The organism is Methylobacterium sp. WL120 (assembly GCF_008039465.1).
GTDB classification, from domain to species: Bacteria; Pseudomonadota; Alphaproteobacteria; order Rhizobiales; family Beijerinckiaceae; genus Methylobacterium; species Methylobacterium cerastii.
The window spans coordinates 1-13,211 of the sequence record NZ_VRUT01000048.1; the positions used below are offsets into that span (position 1 = coordinate 1).

Annotated in this window: 19 protein-coding genes and 1 pseudogene; 14 read left to right on the forward strand and 6 right to left on the reverse strand. The window is 69.0% G+C overall.

Annotated elements, in window-relative coordinates:
* A pseudogene (locus tag FV229_RS11230) lies at positions 1–215 on the reverse strand (hypothetical protein); the annotation flags it as partial.
* Between the two features lie 44 nt (positions 216–259).
* Here FV229_RS11230 and FV229_RS11235 point away from each other — a divergent pair.
* Together FV229_RS11235 and FV229_RS11240 are read left to right on the forward strand one after the other, a co-directional pair.
* Positions 260–892 (forward strand): hypothetical protein, encoded by a 633-nt coding sequence (locus FV229_RS11235; protein WP_147752055.1) that lies wholly within the window; start codon positions 260–262, stop codon positions 890–892.
* Between the two features lie 10 nt (positions 893–902).
* Positions 903–1,547, forward strand: a complete 645-nt coding sequence (locus tag FV229_RS11240; protein ID WP_147752056.1) for a hypothetical protein — start codon at positions 903–905, stop codon at positions 1,545–1,547.
* A 33-nt stretch (positions 1,548–1,580) separates the two neighbouring features.
* Here FV229_RS11240 and FV229_RS11245 read toward each other — a convergent pair whose 3' ends face one another.
* A complete protein-coding gene (locus FV229_RS11245) occupies positions 1,581–2,489 on the reverse strand; it encodes a LysR family transcriptional regulator (protein ID WP_147752057.1) in 909 nt (302 codons plus the stop codon).
* 90 nt (positions 2,490–2,579) lie between these two features.
* Here FV229_RS11245 and FV229_RS11250 point away from each other — a divergent pair, with 90 nt between their 5' ends.
* Positions 2,580–3,023, forward strand: a complete 444-nt coding sequence (locus FV229_RS11250; protein WP_147752058.1) for a PACE efflux transporter — start codon at positions 2,580–2,582, stop codon at positions 3,021–3,023.
* A gap of 12 nt (positions 3,024–3,035) precedes the next feature.
* On the opposite strand, the gene FV229_RS11255 is transcribed toward FV229_RS11250, so the two are convergent.
* The 3 genes from FV229_RS11255 to FV229_RS11265 are packed head-to-tail and all read right to left on the reverse strand — an operon-like array spanning position 3,036 to position 5,750.
* A complete protein-coding gene (locus tag FV229_RS11255) occupies positions 3,036–3,929 on the reverse strand; it encodes an NAD(+)/NADH kinase (protein ID WP_147752059.1) in 894 nt (297 codons plus the stop codon).
* 60 nt (positions 3,930–3,989) lie between these two features.
* Entirely contained in the window at positions 3,990–4,976 is a 987-nt protein-coding gene (locus tag FV229_RS11260) for an SPFH domain-containing protein (RefSeq protein WP_147752060.1), read from the reverse strand.
* A 21-nt stretch (positions 4,977–4,997) separates the two neighbouring features.
* Positions 4,998–5,750, reverse strand: coding sequence for an NUDIX domain-containing protein (locus FV229_RS11265; RefSeq protein WP_147752061.1), 753 nt, complete (start codon positions 5,748–5,750; stop codon positions 4,998–5,000).
* A 211-nt stretch (positions 5,751–5,961) separates the two neighbouring features.
* On the opposite strand from FV229_RS11265, the gene FV229_RS11270 reads away from it, so the two are divergent.
* From FV229_RS11270 to FV229_RS11295, 6 genes are all read left to right on the forward strand, one after another.
* Positions 5,962–6,429, forward strand: coding sequence for a hypothetical protein (locus tag FV229_RS11270; RefSeq protein ID WP_147752062.1), 468 nt, complete (start codon positions 5,962–5,964; stop codon positions 6,427–6,429).
* Positions 6,430–6,530: 101 nt separating this feature from the next.
* Positions 6,531–6,827 carry a hypothetical protein gene (locus tag FV229_RS11275; protein WP_147752063.1) on the forward strand — a complete coding sequence of 99 codons (297 nt, stop codon included), beginning with the start codon at positions 6,531–6,533 and terminating at the stop codon, positions 6,825–6,827.
* A gap of 33 nt (positions 6,828–6,860) precedes the next feature.
* Positions 6,861–7,160, forward strand: coding sequence for a hypothetical protein (locus FV229_RS11280; protein ID WP_147752064.1), 300 nt, complete (start codon positions 6,861–6,863; stop codon positions 7,158–7,160).
* Between the two features lie 334 nt (positions 7,161–7,494).
* Positions 7,495–7,680 (forward strand): hypothetical protein, encoded by a 186-nt coding sequence (locus FV229_RS11285; protein WP_147752065.1) that lies wholly within the window; start codon positions 7,495–7,497, stop codon positions 7,678–7,680.
* 141 nt (positions 7,681–7,821) lie between these two features.
* Positions 7,822–8,070 (forward strand): hypothetical protein, encoded by a 249-nt coding sequence (locus FV229_RS11290; protein WP_147752066.1) that lies wholly within the window; start codon positions 7,822–7,824, stop codon positions 8,068–8,070.
* A 477-nt stretch (positions 8,071–8,547) separates the two neighbouring features.
* On the forward strand, positions 8,548–9,285 hold the full coding sequence (locus FV229_RS11295; RefSeq protein WP_246686182.1) for a Crp/Fnr family transcriptional regulator: 738 nt from the start codon (positions 8,548–8,550) through the stop codon (positions 9,283–9,285).
* A 111-nt stretch (positions 9,286–9,396) separates the two neighbouring features.
* Here the strand turns inward: FV229_RS11295 and FV229_RS11300 are convergent, their stop codons facing one another.
* On the reverse strand, positions 9,397–9,672 hold the full coding sequence (locus FV229_RS11300) for a hypothetical protein (RefSeq protein ID WP_147752067.1): 276 nt from the start codon (positions 9,670–9,672) through the stop codon (positions 9,397–9,399).
* 157 nt (positions 9,673–9,829) lie between these two features.
* Here FV229_RS11300 and FV229_RS27370 point away from each other — a divergent pair, with 157 nt between their 5' ends.
* From FV229_RS27370 to FV229_RS11320, 5 genes are all read left to right on the forward strand, one after another.
* Positions 9,830–9,997 (forward strand): hypothetical protein, encoded by a 168-nt coding sequence (locus FV229_RS27370; protein WP_187273660.1) that lies wholly within the window; start codon positions 9,830–9,832, stop codon positions 9,995–9,997.
* A gap of 542 nt (positions 9,998–10,539) precedes the next feature.
* On the forward strand, positions 10,540–10,827 hold the full coding sequence (locus FV229_RS11305; RefSeq protein ID WP_147752068.1) for a hypothetical protein: 288 nt from the start codon (positions 10,540–10,542) through the stop codon (positions 10,825–10,827).
* Between the two features lie 12 nt (positions 10,828–10,839).
* Positions 10,840–11,148, forward strand: a complete 309-nt coding sequence (locus FV229_RS11310) for a hypothetical protein (RefSeq protein ID WP_147752069.1) — start codon at positions 10,840–10,842, stop codon at positions 11,146–11,148.
* 374 nt (positions 11,149–11,522) lie between these two features.
* Entirely contained in the window at positions 11,523–11,933 is a 411-nt protein-coding gene (locus FV229_RS11315) for a helix-turn-helix transcriptional regulator (protein WP_147752070.1), read from the forward strand.
* A 334-nt stretch (positions 11,934–12,267) separates the two neighbouring features.
* A complete protein-coding gene (locus FV229_RS11320; protein WP_147752071.1) occupies positions 12,268–12,510 on the forward strand; it encodes a hypothetical protein in 243 nt (80 codons plus the stop codon).
* The last annotated feature ends 701 nt before the right edge of the window (positions 12,511–13,211 follow it).

Below are 13,211 nucleotides of genomic sequence, written 5' to 3' on the forward strand. Positions count from 1 at the left end.
GCGAGGTCGGCGCGGCAGCGGGCCGGGTCGGCGTCCGGCGCCAGCAGCAGGCCGCAGGACGCGCAAGCGATCGGGAAGTCGCGGCGCTCGCCGCCCGGATACGCGAGGTGCCGCCCGCTCGGCTCCAGCATGTCGGCGGCGCAGACGAAGCAGCGGCGCATCATCGATTTCCGATCCTCGACCTGCCCCGGCTTGCCGCGCGGGGCCGACGCCATACCTCCGCTTTTCCCCGCACAAAGTCCGCAAACCCCTGCCGCACGTGAACGCTCCCGTCGATCCGTCCTTCGTCGGCGACGCGCTTCCGCGCCTCGACCGGCCGCTCGCCGTCGTCGGCAACGCGCCGGGGGTCGAGGCCGCAGCCGCGATCGACGCGGCGGCCTGCATCGTGCGCTTCAACAACGTGGCGGGCTTCGGCGGAGCCGCCGGCTCCCGCGTCACGCACCTCGCCCTCGTCAACCGCGGCGGGCAGATGCGCGCGTGGCTGGCCGATCCGCGCTTCCTCGATCGCCCTGTGGTTCGCGCAGCGCAAGCCTTCATCCTGCCGTTCCCGATGCTCCCCGCCGAGCACAACCGGCCCGAGCAGACCTGCTGGACCCGCGAGGCGCTGGCCCGGCTCGCGCCCCTGGGCAAGCCGGTCCACGTCCTGCCCGAAGCCTTGCACGAAGAAGGACGGCGTCGCCTCGCTCCCGGCACCACCGGCAGGCCGAACCCGAGCACCGGATACCTGGTGACGCTGGCGCTCCTCCTCGCGCGGCCCGCCGGATCGGAGCCGGTCGACGCCTACGGCTTCGGCTTCGCCGGCTGGCCCGGGCATCCGTGGGCGGCCGAGCGCGCCTGGTTCGCGGAGGCCGAGGCGGCGGGCCGGCTCCGCCTGCACGAAGCCGGACGATGAGGTTTCTCGCATGACGACGCTCGTCACCGTCCTGAAAGGCGGCGGCCGCTACGACGCGACCTGGGTCGAACGCCTTGCCCGGGGCGTTCGGCGCCATGCCCCGGCCTTCGACCGCATCCTCTGCCTCACGGACCTTCCGCTCGAAGTCCCCGGGGTCGAGCGGGTCGCGCTTCGGCAGGGCTGGCCGGCGTGGTGGGCGAAGATGGAGGCGTTCCGCCCCGGCCTGACGCGGGGGACGACGCTGCTGTGTGACCTCGACACGGTCTTCACCGGCCCGGCCGACGCCCTGGCCGAGCCGGGCCTCGCCGCGATGGAGGACTACTTCCACAAGGACCGGCTCTCCAGCGCGCTGCTGCGCTGGGATGGCGACGACCTCGCTTTCCTCCACGCCGCCTTCGCCGCCGAGCCTGAACGCTGGATGGCGGCCGGCTCCTGCGGGCCGGTGCCGAACGGCGTGCACGGCGACCAGGTCGTCATCGACCACCTGATGCGCCGGGCGGGCGTGCGGCCGGCCTTCGTCCAGCGGCTCTACCCCGACCTCCTCGACTTCTACGATCCGCGGCGTGCGGAGCACGGGCCGGTGGTGATCTTCATCGGCGATGCCAAGCCCGACACCGCCGCCGGCCCAGTCCACACCGCCTGGGCGGAGCCCTGACGGGCCCGCGCGGGGGGCCGGCGAAGTCGCTTTTCAGCTCGGCGGCTTCTCGCCCGAGAGGCTGCCGACGCGCTCGGCCGCAAAGCGCGTGCGCAACCAGGCGGCCGCGGGGCCGCAGGGCCGCTGCTTGTGCCAGACCAGTTCGAGGGCGATCGGCCAGTCGCCCGCGTCGAACTGCAGGTCCGGCGTCACGAGGTCGGGCGCGGTCTGCGAGGCGGCGATCACGTGGTCGGTGACGAAGGCCCAGCCGATCCCGTGCTTGACCATCTCCAGGATCACCCAGTGGCTCTCGACCCACCACACCTCGGCGGCCACCCGCAGGCGGCGCTTCTCCGGCCCGTCGCCGCGTGCGGCGACCAGGATCTGGCGGTGGCGCTTCAGCTCCTCCCATTCCACCCGCGCCTTCGCCAACGGATGGTCGCGGCCGCAGACGAGCTTGAGCGGCACCCAGCCGATGGTCTGGAAGCCGAGTTCCGTCGGCAGGACCTCCTGGCGCCACATCACGCCGAGGTCGGCGGCGCCGGACCGCACCATGCGGCTGACATCCTCCATCAGCGGGAACAGCAGTTCCAGCTCGACGTTCGGGAAGGCCTTGGCGAAGTCCGCGAACAGGGCGCCGAGGGCATGCTCGGGGTAGAGCTCGTCGATCGCCACCACGAGGCGGTTCTCCACCCCCTGCTCGAGGCTGCGCGCCACGCCGACCAGGTGCTCGCGGCGGTCGAGCACCACGCGCGCCTCCAGCAGCAGGCGCTCCCCCGCCGGAGTCAGCACCGGATTGCGGCCGGCCCGGCTGAACAGGGCGAGGCCGAGATCGGTTTCGAGGTTGGCGACCTGGGTGCTGACGGCGGATTGCGCCTTCCTCAGGATGCGCGCCGCGCCCGAGAAGGAGCCGGCTTCGGCCGCCGCCACGAAGGCCTGGAGCTGGTCGAGGGAGACCGCCATCCATCGAATTCCGAGATAGGTTCCAACTTGCGAGCACGAGTATCGCAGATAGAACGCGCTCAACCTATACCAGCTTTACGAGACGAGACCATGCGAACCACACGCGACCGCATCCGCCACGCCATCCTGTTCGAGGTGATCGGGCTCGCCCTCGTCATCCCGCTCGGCTCGACGCTGTTCGGCCTTCCCGCCTCCGACATGGGGGTGATCGGCGTCGGCAGCGCGCTCGTCGCGATGGCGTGGAACTACGTCTACAACCTCGGTTTCGATCGCGCGCTGCAGCGGCTGACCGGGCACACGCGCAAGGGCCTCCTCCTGCGGGTGGGCCACGCGGTGCTGTTCGAAGCCGGGCTGCTGGTAATCCTGCTGCCGCCGATCGCCTGGTACCTCGGCATCTCGCTGGTCGAGGCGCTGGTGATGGACCTCGCGATCGCGGGCTTCTACGTGGCGTACGCCTTCCTCTTCAACCTGGCCTACGACTGGGCCTTTCCGTTGCGAAGCTGGGGCGCGGTCGCAGCGGAGCCCACGGCCTGAACCGCAGCGCGCTCACGCGACGACGAGGTTGAGCCTGCGCGCGGCCGGCCCGAGCTCGACGCGCCGCCCCCAATCGAAGGCGATGAAGTCCTGCTCGATCCCGTCGGCGAAGACCACGCCGCCCTCGTTCATCCGCGAGGTGATGGACAGCGCCGTGCCGGCGAGCTTGCCCGCCCGCACCGTGGTGCCGGTGGCGACGCTCGGGAAGGGCTCGCGCACCCAGTAGCCCACCGCCGACTCCTCCGCCCCGATCCCGAGGGTGAGGCGCGTCGCCTCCCCGATCGAGCGGGCCCAGCCGGTCAGGCCGGTCCCCGAGGCGACGATGAGCCCGCTCGAGGACTGGTCCTCGGCCGCGCCCTCCGCCTCGATCCGGTAGCGCGCCGACTGGTGGCTGCGATGGCCGACGAAGATCTCGTTCAGCGCCAGCAGCCGCTGCCCGGTGTCGAGCACCGCCTCCACCAGGGTGCGGCGCTCGACCGGCGCCGCCCCGGCGGCGCTCGCCGGCAGCAGCGCACCAAGGCGCTCCACCGCGAGACGTGCGAGGGCGCCGTCGTAGAGGTCGGGCGCCGGGTTGACGCCGAGCACCGGCTGGTCGCGCAGGTACTTGGCCACGTTGGCCACGAGCCCGTCCTGGCCCACCGTCACGACCACATCCTCGGGAGCGAACAGGAAGCGGTCGAGGTCGCCGCGTCGCGCCAGCGCCTGTCGCCACTCCCCCGGCACCGCCGCCCGCGCCTGCGCGAGCACTGCGTGGAAGCGGGCGTGGCGCGCCTCCACCTCGGCCAGGTTTTGGCCTCGGCTCCCCAGGAAGAACCGGGCTTGGCCGCGGGTCGCGTGCCGGGCGAGCAGCGCCTCGTAATCGGTCTCGCGGATCACGAACACCGCGCGCGGGGCGATCACCGCCATGGCACACTTCCTCTCATGGCACGCTTCCTCTCATGGCACGCCTCCCATCATGCCACGCCCCTAGCGCGGCAAGGCGGGCGACGGCGCGGGCCTGCGGAACTCGCCGAGCGCGGCGGCCAGCAGGTCCGGCGTCACGTTGAGGTGCTCGATGGTCTCGAGCTTGCCCGCGAACTCGCGGGCGGCGAGCCCGAGGAGCACGGCGGGCGGCAGGTCGCGGTAGATCGCGGCCCGGCGTTGCTCGGCCTCGACGTGGGCGCCCTCGACGAGGCGGATGCGCTCGGCTTCGGCGGCCGCCTCGAGCCCCTGCGCCTCGGCGAGGCCGGCGGCGCGGTCGCGGGCGTTCTCCGCCTCCCGCGCGATGAGCACGGCTTCTTGCCGGGCCAGTTCCGTGCGCGTCTCCAGCTCGTTCTCGGCGATGGCCCGCTCCTTCTCGACCGCGAGGGCGCGGCGCGCGAAGGTCGCGGCGTCGGCCTTCTGCTGCAACGCCTCGAAGGTCGGCGTCTGCAACGCGCGCTCCAGCTCGCTCGACGGCGCGAGGTTGGTGAGCCGCACCGAGACCACGGCGATGCCGATCTCCGCCAACGCCGGGGCCGCCCCCAGCACGGCTTCGAGGGCGAGGCGCAGCGGCTCGGGGCCGGCGTCGAGGAGGGTGCCGACCGGGCTCCCGCCGATCGCCTGCATCACCGTCTGGCCGGCGATGCCGCCGAGCCGCGCCTCGATGCGCTCGATCGGCTCGCCCTGCGGGCGGCCGGTGCGCAGCCCGAGGGAGAAGTCGACACGGCTCGCCAGAAGCACCGGATCGACGACGCGCCAGCCGATCGTGCCCTGGACCACCACGGTCTGGAAGTCCCGGCTGCGGCCGCGCACGAACAAAGTGGTCTCGCGGTCGTCCATCGGCACCTCGCTGATGCTCGCGGTCTCTGGCCGGAACCAGAACACGAGGCCGCGCCCGCTCTGCCGGATGCGGCCGTTGCGGTAGCGGATGACGTGGCTGCTCGCCTCGCTCCTGAGCTGGGCGACCGGGCCGAGGTTGCGGATCGTGGCCATGGGAGCCTCCTTTCGCTGGAATCAGAGCGGCTTGCGGAAACGGTAGAGTTCGGCCGGCCGGAACGAGGTGCCGGCCTCGCGGGCGCCCGTCGGGACGAGCCAGCCGCGGTCGAGCATCCGGCGGCGGAAGGCGGGCTTGTTCAGGGACGTGCCCAGGATCGCCTCATGCACGTCCTGAAGTTGGCGCAGGGTGAAGCTCTCCGGCAGCAGCGCGAATCCGACGTCGGAATAGTCGAGCTTGCCCCGCAGCCGCAGGATCGCCAGGGCGAGGATGTCGGCGTGGTCGAAGGCGAGCGGCAGGGCTTCGTGGCCCGCCCGGTCGCGCACCGCGAAGGCTGCGACGGGCCCGCCCGCCTCGCCGGCCCAGGACACGGCGATGCGGGCCGCCGACAGCGCCGCGTTCTCCTCTTCGACCTGCGCGAACACGGCCTCGGGCAGGAGTGCCAGGTAGGCGACCGTCACGATCCGCATGCGCGGGTCCCGATCGACCGCGCCGAAGGTGTAGAGCTGCTCCAGGCGCGTCCGCTCGGCCTCGATCGCATCGAAGCCGGCCTTGTCGCGAAGCACGCGCGCCGCCGCCCCGTCGAGGGTCTCGTCCGGTCGAACGAAGCTGCCCGGCAGTGCCCAGCGCCCGGCATGCGGGTGCTCGGCGCGCTCGATCAGCAGCACCGCCGGGTGGCCATCGCTAAGACCGAGCAGGACGAGGTCGACGGTCAGCGCCGGCCGCTCGAAAGCGGTGGGATCGTAGGCCTTCAGAAAGGCATCCTCGTCCATGGCGACACCATATATCTGTTCTGCATCTAACTAAGATGCAGAACAGATATATGTCAAGCTGTGCGGTCGGCTCTGCCGTGCCTGGTGCGACGTCCCTCGCTACGTGAACGAACTCCCAGCAAAATTTGATCGTCACAGCCGCTTCCGCGTTGACGACCCGGATCGGCGGCGCCCAGGGCGCTCGCCTTCGAGAAACACCGCGAGACCTGTCATGACCTGCATCCGATCGAAGAGCGTGAAGGCCCTGGCAATCTCGGCCGTCGTCGCGGCGAGCCTGACAAGCACCGCCTCCGCCGACTGCCTGCGGCGGGTCTACAACCGCTCGACCGCCGTGCTGGTGGCGAGCCAGGACGGAGGCCCCGCCTTCGTCGTCCCGCCGGGGCGTTCGGCCACCGTGCGCCTGTCGCGGCCCGGGCAGATCGACCTGACGGCGTACTGCTCATCGGTGGACCGCTTCGGACGCCCGGTCGCCGGCGGACGGGAGGCCGCAAGGCTCCACTTGGATTACGAGGCGGTGCTCGACCGCTGCTTCATGAAGTTCGGCGACGGGTTCTTCCAGCCGGAGCTCGGCCCGGGCTTCTTCGGGACGACGAATACGGCGCCCTTCACCGTGAACAACCCGAAGCAGGGCGACGTCGTCCTCGGACCTTCCGGTGCCATCTGCTCGCCGGAGAACTGAGCGCGTCTCTGGCCGTTCTTATGAGGAGATCTGTACCGGTCTCGACCTGTGGCGTATTGATGGGACCGAACATGACCGAGCAACACGGGGACGCAACACAGATGTCCGAGGTCCTGCGCCTCATCGGAACCTTGTCCGACGAGGTGCTCGATGCCCAGATCATGAAGCGGCCGGTGCCGGCGGTCCAGGTCGCGGCGTTGGCGGACGCGGCGCGCCTCCTGCAGGACCACGACATCGCCCTGCCGCCGATGCTGCTCCAGGTGCTGCATGGGCTCGATCGCGACGGTGTTTCGCCGACCGGCGACTCGGACGATGACACGTCGGATGCGCCGGACGAGGCGGATCCGGCCAAAGGCCTCAAGAGGTTCCTGCGGCCGTTTCGGAACTCTCGTTCCTAGGTCGGCTTCTCTCGGCACACACTGGGAGAAGACATGACCAAGATCACCACGCTTTCCGGCGCCGCCGCGATCCTGATGCTGACGGCCGGCGCGTCCTTCGCCGCCCCTTGCGCGGTAGGCACGACCACCAACAACCAGGGCGCGTCGTCCTCCGCCGACAAGAGCTCGTTGGCCGACGGCACCTCGACCGCCAAGACCACACCCGGCGCGAAGGCCGAGACGCCCGGAACGGTCGGCGCCCTGAACAACGTCGGCGCCGGCACCAAGCCGGCCGACGGCGAGCAGAAGCCGGCGGAAGGCAAGGTGGTGAAGCCGGGCAGCAACGACTGCTGACCACCGTCGAACGGCCTTTTTCGATCGTCCGATGGCCCTGCCGGTCTCGCCCGGCAGGGCTTTTTGTTTGTGCGCCGGACCGATCAAGGCCGCTTGCGGGGCCGACGCGACGGGTCTCGCCGGAGCTTCACGAGGCGGTCATGCCGGCGGGCGTACAAGCCTCAGCGTCCGCACCGTGCGACGCCCGGGTTCGCCGGAATCCCGCCGTCGACGAGGACGGACAGATCGCCGCGCGGCATGCATCCTCGCTGCACTGCAGCACGGCGCGCCCCATCTCTGGTGCAACGCAGTCATGGACCGTCGCACCCCGGTGCGCCCGACCCGGAGAGCCACCATGTCGAACCTCGAACACCGCGCCGCCGCACGGATCGCCCCTGGATCCGCCTCGGTGCCGCCGCTCGTCCCAAAGCACATCCGTGAGCAGTACGGCACGGCGCTGACCCGCATCCCGCACATCGCGCTCGGCGCCCGAAAGGTCACGACCAGCAAGGCCCTGCCCGCCGTCGGATCGTTCGGCTGAGGGGAGATTTTCGCCGACGCTTCCGGACCGGCGCGCGGTATCCCGGATCGCGGCTACGTCGGAGTCGCCGAGTGATCCGGGACCTTTCGACGGGTGCGCCGGTTGATCAGCGCCGCGTCCGTCAGCGGCCTGGAGTACGCCGTGTACAATCCCTTCTTCTCGTCGATGATGCTCGCCTTCGAAGCCCAGAAGGTCGTCGAGCTTCGCCTTGTCCGGCTCGCCTGGGGCGGCCGCGAAGGCACGGCCGAGATGCAGTCGATGGTGGTCGAGAAGATCCAAGCGGGCATCGAGGCCGCCGGCACGCTGATGATGGGCGGCTCGCCCGAGGTCGTGATCGCGCGATACCGCGAGCACGTAGCCCAAAATACCAAGCGGCTGATGGCGGCGTAGGCTTCGAATCGGGCGGCCGGCACCGGACCGGCCGATCACAGAGCGCCGCGATCGGGCTCCCGCGCGGGGCATCGGGAGGCCTCGTCGGCGCTGATCGCCGAGACACCGCGGGATAGGCCGCGAGCTTTTCCCGTGACGACGGGACTGGCGCCGTCCTTCCCTTGCGACATCCCTGCTTCAACCAGGCATTGCAGATTTAACTTATGATAACGTAGAGACGCGAGGGCTTCGCTATGCGGCTCGAAGGACGGGCCGGTCGCAATCTCTGGTTGGCCAATCGGGATACCCGCCCCTTCGCCCATCGGAGACGACGTTGCCCTGCGCTCATTTCGCCCGCGAGGATGGCGACAGCTGGACCGATGTGAGCGGGAGCGGCGAGTTCCGCGCGCTTCGACCTTTCGGCCGACGCACCCGGATCTCCGGGGATGCCGGGCGTCCGATGTCCGCGCGGGCGCCGCGCCTCGGATCGATCCGCTGGTGAGCGACGCGCTCGGCTCCGACCAGTCGCCGCCCGCGCTGCTGATCCGCAAACTGGCGAGCACCGCGCAGCTCTCGGATAGGGATCGTGGCGCGATCGGGATGCTGCCATTCGCGGTCCGCACCTTCCCGGGGCGCACCAGCATCGTCCACGAGGGTGATGCGCCCAAGCAGTGCTGCCTGATCCTGGACGGGTGGGCCTATCGCTGCCGCACCCTCGCCAACGGGCAGCGCCAGATCTTCGCGTTCTACGTGCCCGGCGACATGCCGGACATCGAGAGCCTGCACCTGCACGTGATGGACCAGGGCCTCGTGGCGATCGCCCAGACCACGGTGGCCTTCGTCGCGCACAAGGACATGCGCGCCCTGATCCAGAGCAACACCAACGTCGCGATGGCCCTGTGGCGCGACACCCTGATCGACGCCACCCGCTGCCGCGAGCGGGTGATCAGCCTCGGCCGGCGGCAGGCCGTCGGCCGGATGGCGCACCTGTTCTGCGAGATGTACGTCCGCCTGCGGACGGTCGCCCTGGCGGACGACCTGCGCTACCTGCTGCCGCTGACCCAGGCCGAACTGGCGGACGCGTTGGGCCTGTCGTCGGTGCACGCGAACCGCTCGTTGCAGGAACTCAGGAAGATGGGGCTGGTCACGCTCCACCGCCGCGAGCTGATCATTCAGGACTGGAGCGGGCTCGCGACGACTGCGGAGTTCGACCCGTCCTACCTTCACCTGATCTGACGATCCGGGCTGCGGATGGCGAGCGGTCGGTCGGCGCATCGGGCGGGGGTGATACGGCGCGGACGGGCCGGTGCAGCCGCCTACACGAACGTGCCGCGCCGGCGGCCGGGATCATTGGGTTTGACGGCGCAGGGCGTGGATCGTTTCGACCGCGGACGAGCCGGAGGTTTCGATGTGGCAGACGAGGCGCAGCGTGAGCAGCGTGGAGTCGGCGTCGCGGATCGTCACCACGATGAAGCCACCGCGTCCGTCGCCATCGAGGTCGGAGACGTAGCGAGCTGCGCACGAGATCGCGTGCGCCCGCGCCGCCTCGATGTCCGACAGCTCCGTGCCCGCCTCGTCCCGGAGGTCGATGCCGTCATGGATGTCGAAGTAGTATCGGACCATGCTCCCCCCGGCATACATCGCTAACCTATGTAAACAGAGTCCTCGACACCGAGCACTCTGGCGGGATATGACCCATATTGGTGATGGGCAGGACTAGCCTTATGCATCGAACGACGCAAGATGTAACCCCACGGTCACAATGGCGATAGAGGTCAAGGTGCAGGAAGAGACCATTGGCGCCATTGGCGACGCCGTCGACCTGCTGATACAGGCTCGCGAGCGGCTTGAAGCGCATACGTCGTCGAAGACGCGCCTACTCCTCGACATGCTTCTTCTGGATCTTGCCGAACAGTTGGCTGCTTTCGCCGAAGAGGCAAAGCATTGACGGCAGGTGGACCGATTTTTCGCCGGCATATCGTCCGAATCGGATTCACTTATGACGCTTTCGGCGAAGTCGAGGGTGTCTAACGTGAGGCGCGCGCCTCCCGTGATGCGAATGCCCCCGCTTTGCTCAAGTGCCTTTCCCCTTCGGCGGGCGCGAACGACGTTCAAGACGCTCAGAAGCATAGAGTGCGAAGAGAACGCAGCTTTAACGAAGCCTTTACTACGACGAGGGATAACCAAGAAAACAACCCTCGATTGCGTCTGGCCGATGTACCTCCCGCTGATCGCCGCACTGATGATGCCCTGCGCCCTCATGGTGGTCGCGGTCTCGGTTGCCGGTCGCGGAGACCCTGACGACCGGTGGACCAAACTATCCCACTCCACTCGTCGCCTGATGGACCTGTAGGCCGAGCATGCCGCCTCTCGCGAGCCACACCTCGCGCCGTAGACTTTCGTCCGGCGACGAACCGGCGTTTCGTTTACGGCGCGTTAACCATTGCAACCGGAAGTTGATATTACAGGTTCTCGAAGACAGGTGATCACGTGGCTGGTCTTGCGCAACTCGAAGAACAGGCGGTGGAGAGGCTGACGCTCCGTCTTGTCGAGGACGCCTATTACGACCTCGCGGCGGTGGTGCAGGCGGCCAAACCCCAGGCCGCGGCCGCGCTCCTGGCGGTGATGGAGCAACGGGTGACCGACGTCCTCACCCTCCTGTGCCGGACCCGGTCCGAAGGCGAGCGCTCGGAGGTGATCGCGCTCGCGGTCGGCGAGCGCATCGCCGAGATCATGGACCAGGCGCATGGACGCCCGTCGCACGTCCGCGCCGCCTAGGGAGATCGCATCATGACCGTCGACCGCAGCGCCGGCTTCGAGAAACGAGCCGTCGAAGGTTTCCTCGGCGTCGCCTTGCAGGTCGCCCTGGTCCGCCTCGGCGAACTCTCGGGTGGACGGGCCGAAGAGGCGCTCGACCATTACGAGCATTCGCTCGTCCAAGCCCTTCGAGGTTTGACCGGGCCCGAGGGAGCGAAGCTATCGACGAAGACCGCAGTCGAGGATACGATCGTGATCCTGCGCCGGGCGATCGACCGCGCCAGCCGGACGATCGCGGAAGGCGAAGCTTCGACGATGCGGCGCTCGCCGATCGCAGCCTGACCGATCACCGATCGGCCGTAGGCCAGCAGAGTGATCGCAGGTCGCAGCCGGATGAGATCGACCGCGGGCGACGATGCCTTTTCTCTCACGTTCGCTGCTTGCAACGTCGCGAGAGGTGTTGGTCAGCGCAGTAAACGCTTGCAGCGAACGGACCGCGCGGAGCCCGCCTGCGGCGGAGGACGAATACTGACGGCGGGTCGCAACAGTAGCATCTGCGCAGGCACAGCGACCGGCTAACGGTCAAGCTATGTCGAATTTGCAACCCCGGGTTGATCTCAGGTGTGAAACTCAATCGCGCGCAATGCGTATTGGGTCGTGTCCGGACCGGCGACGACGCCGGCTCGGCTTCCTCCGACCTGAAAGCGACCGTTCCGATGATGCCCACGCATGCGCCGAAGCTCACCACCGATGGCGATCGGTCGATCGGAAGCCGCATCGCGGCGTATCGGACGGCGCAGGGCCTGAGCCAGACTGCGCTCGGTCAGGCTCTCGGGGTGACGTTCCAGCAGGTCCAGAAATACGAGAAGGGCCGCAACCGCGTGGGCGCCGCCCGCCTTCAGGCGATCGCCGACTTTCTCGGCGTACCGGTCTCGACCTTCTTCGATGAGCCGGCCGAGGCCGTCGACGGACGCGAGTCGATCCAGCACCTGCTGCAGGACCCGGAGGTGATGAGCCTGGTCCGGACCTTCGCCGGCATCTCCGACGCGGCGACGCGCCGCAACGTTCTCGCCATCGTCAAGGCCGCCGCCAGCCTCGCAACCACTCCTCCGGCGTCGGTCGAGTGATGCGGCTCCGACCGCGGCGGGTTCGGGGTGTCGGACGGTACAACCGACTTTTCAGTCGTCGCGCGTTGAACGCGTACAGCCTCACAAATTATCTTTTAGTCCCAGACAAGATATTTTTGATACTGCGCCGCCGTTTTATTGCCATGTGCGCGCAGCGCATGGCGTGACTTGGTCTTCGATGGACGAATGCGGTCGAAGGGCGGCAGTATAAAAGAAGAACTACGAATTTCCTGCATTATGTTGCGTTGCAAAATCCGCATATCGCACCGCACCATTTCCGTGTTTCAATCTCTTGGTCGGTCGGCTCTGCAGGCGACCCAACCGGAGATTCGTCATGCGCTTCACCCACGCCCTCACCGTTGTCGCCCTCGTTTCGGCGCCCTTCGTCGCCGGCACCGCGATGGCCGGCGAGCCGCTCAACCTCACCCCGCCGCTCTACCGCGAGCAGGCCCGGACGATCCGGCAGACCCGCGCGACCAGCGACATGCTCACCACGCCGCAGCCGGTCATCGCCGCCAAGCCCGTCGAGGCCCGCCGCGTCGTCGAGGTGGTCGCCGAGGCCAGCGCCGCCCGCTGATCCCGCGATCGGACGGCCGACGCGGCTCCTCGAACGAGCCCGCGGCCACCTTGCGCCGGAACACCGCCCGCCTCCGGCGCGGGCGGGGCTCCGGCGGATCGCGTTTGACGGTCTGAATATTCTACGCACGGCGCGGCCGGTCTCTTCCGCGAAGGAGACCGCGTCGATCGCAAATCCGTAGCGCGGAACCTCGCCCTATCGGATCTGCCGTTGCGCGGCCTCCCGCCCGGCAGCAGCGTGGAACCGAAAACGAAGACGTGATCGTCACGCTGGGGTCGGTCGCGCGCCCGAGGACGTGCCGAACGCAGGACGTGGCCTCGGCCGTCGAGCACGACGGTTAGGCGGTCGCCGCCCCGCAGCACTTCCCAAAATTTCTTCTCGCGTGAAGCCGATCCGAGCCGGGCGTTTGACCCTCGGAACGAGGACCGGCGCAAGGCTTAAGGCCCCTTGCAAGCTTGCGGCGCGCCTTGGGATTGGGAAGGCCCGAGTACGGTTCTGGGACCGGGTCCCGCCCATCGCCCCGGCGCTCGCCTCCGCCATCCAACCGCACAAGCACATGACGGTCGAAGCCGGCGGCAAACTTTGGTTCTGTCTGCGCCGACCGCGCACCTGCCTACGCAAGCCCGAATTGGGGCGGCTCCGCTGAAATCATGGATCAAGTGGCGACCGAGACCGTCGGCTCGGACCCGAATCGGCAACGG

Coding starts and splice junctions, on each gene's coding strand:
- FV229_RS11240 (WP_147752056.1), top strand. CDS start 903: ATGACGACGCTCGTCACCGTCCTGAAAGGCGGCGGCCGCTACGACGCG.
- FV229_RS11245 (WP_147752057.1), bottom strand. CDS start 2,489: ATGGCGGTCTCCCTCGACCAGCTCCAGGCCTTCGTGGCGGCGGCCGAA.
- FV229_RS11250 (WP_147752058.1), top strand. CDS start 2,580: ATGCGAACCACACGCGACCGCATCCGCCACGCCATCCTGTTCGAGGTG.
- FV229_RS11255 (WP_147752059.1), bottom strand. CDS start 3,929: ATGGCGGTGATCGCCCCGCGCGCGGTGTTCGTGATCCGCGAGACCGAT.
- FV229_RS11260 (WP_147752060.1), bottom strand. CDS start 4,976: ATGGCCACGATCCGCAACCTCGGCCCGGTCGCCCAGCTCAGGAGCGAG.
- FV229_RS11265 (WP_147752061.1), bottom strand. CDS start 5,750: ATGGACGAGGATGCCTTTCTGAAGGCCTACGATCCCACCGCTTTCGAG.
- FV229_RS11270 (WP_147752062.1), top strand. CDS start 5,962: ATGACCTGCATCCGATCGAAGAGCGTGAAGGCCCTGGCAATCTCGGCC.
- FV229_RS11275 (WP_147752063.1), top strand. CDS start 6,531: ATGTCCGAGGTCCTGCGCCTCATCGGAACCTTGTCCGACGAGGTGCTC.
- FV229_RS11280 (WP_147752064.1), top strand. CDS start 6,861: ATGACCAAGATCACCACGCTTTCCGGCGCCGCCGCGATCCTGATGCTG.
- FV229_RS11285 (WP_147752065.1), top strand. CDS start 7,495: ATGTCGAACCTCGAACACCGCGCCGCCGCACGGATCGCCCCTGGATCC.
- FV229_RS11300 (WP_147752067.1), bottom strand. CDS start 9,672: ATGGTCCGATACTACTTCGACATCCATGACGGCATCGACCTCCGGGAC.
- FV229_RS11310 (WP_147752069.1), top strand. CDS start 10,840: ATGACCGTCGACCGCAGCGCCGGCTTCGAGAAACGAGCCGTCGAAGGT.
- FV229_RS11315 (WP_147752070.1), top strand. CDS start 11,523: ATGATGCCCACGCATGCGCCGAAGCTCACCACCGATGGCGATCGGTCG.
- FV229_RS11320 (WP_147752071.1), top strand. CDS start 12,268: ATGCGCTTCACCCACGCCCTCACCGTTGTCGCCCTCGTTTCGGCGCCC.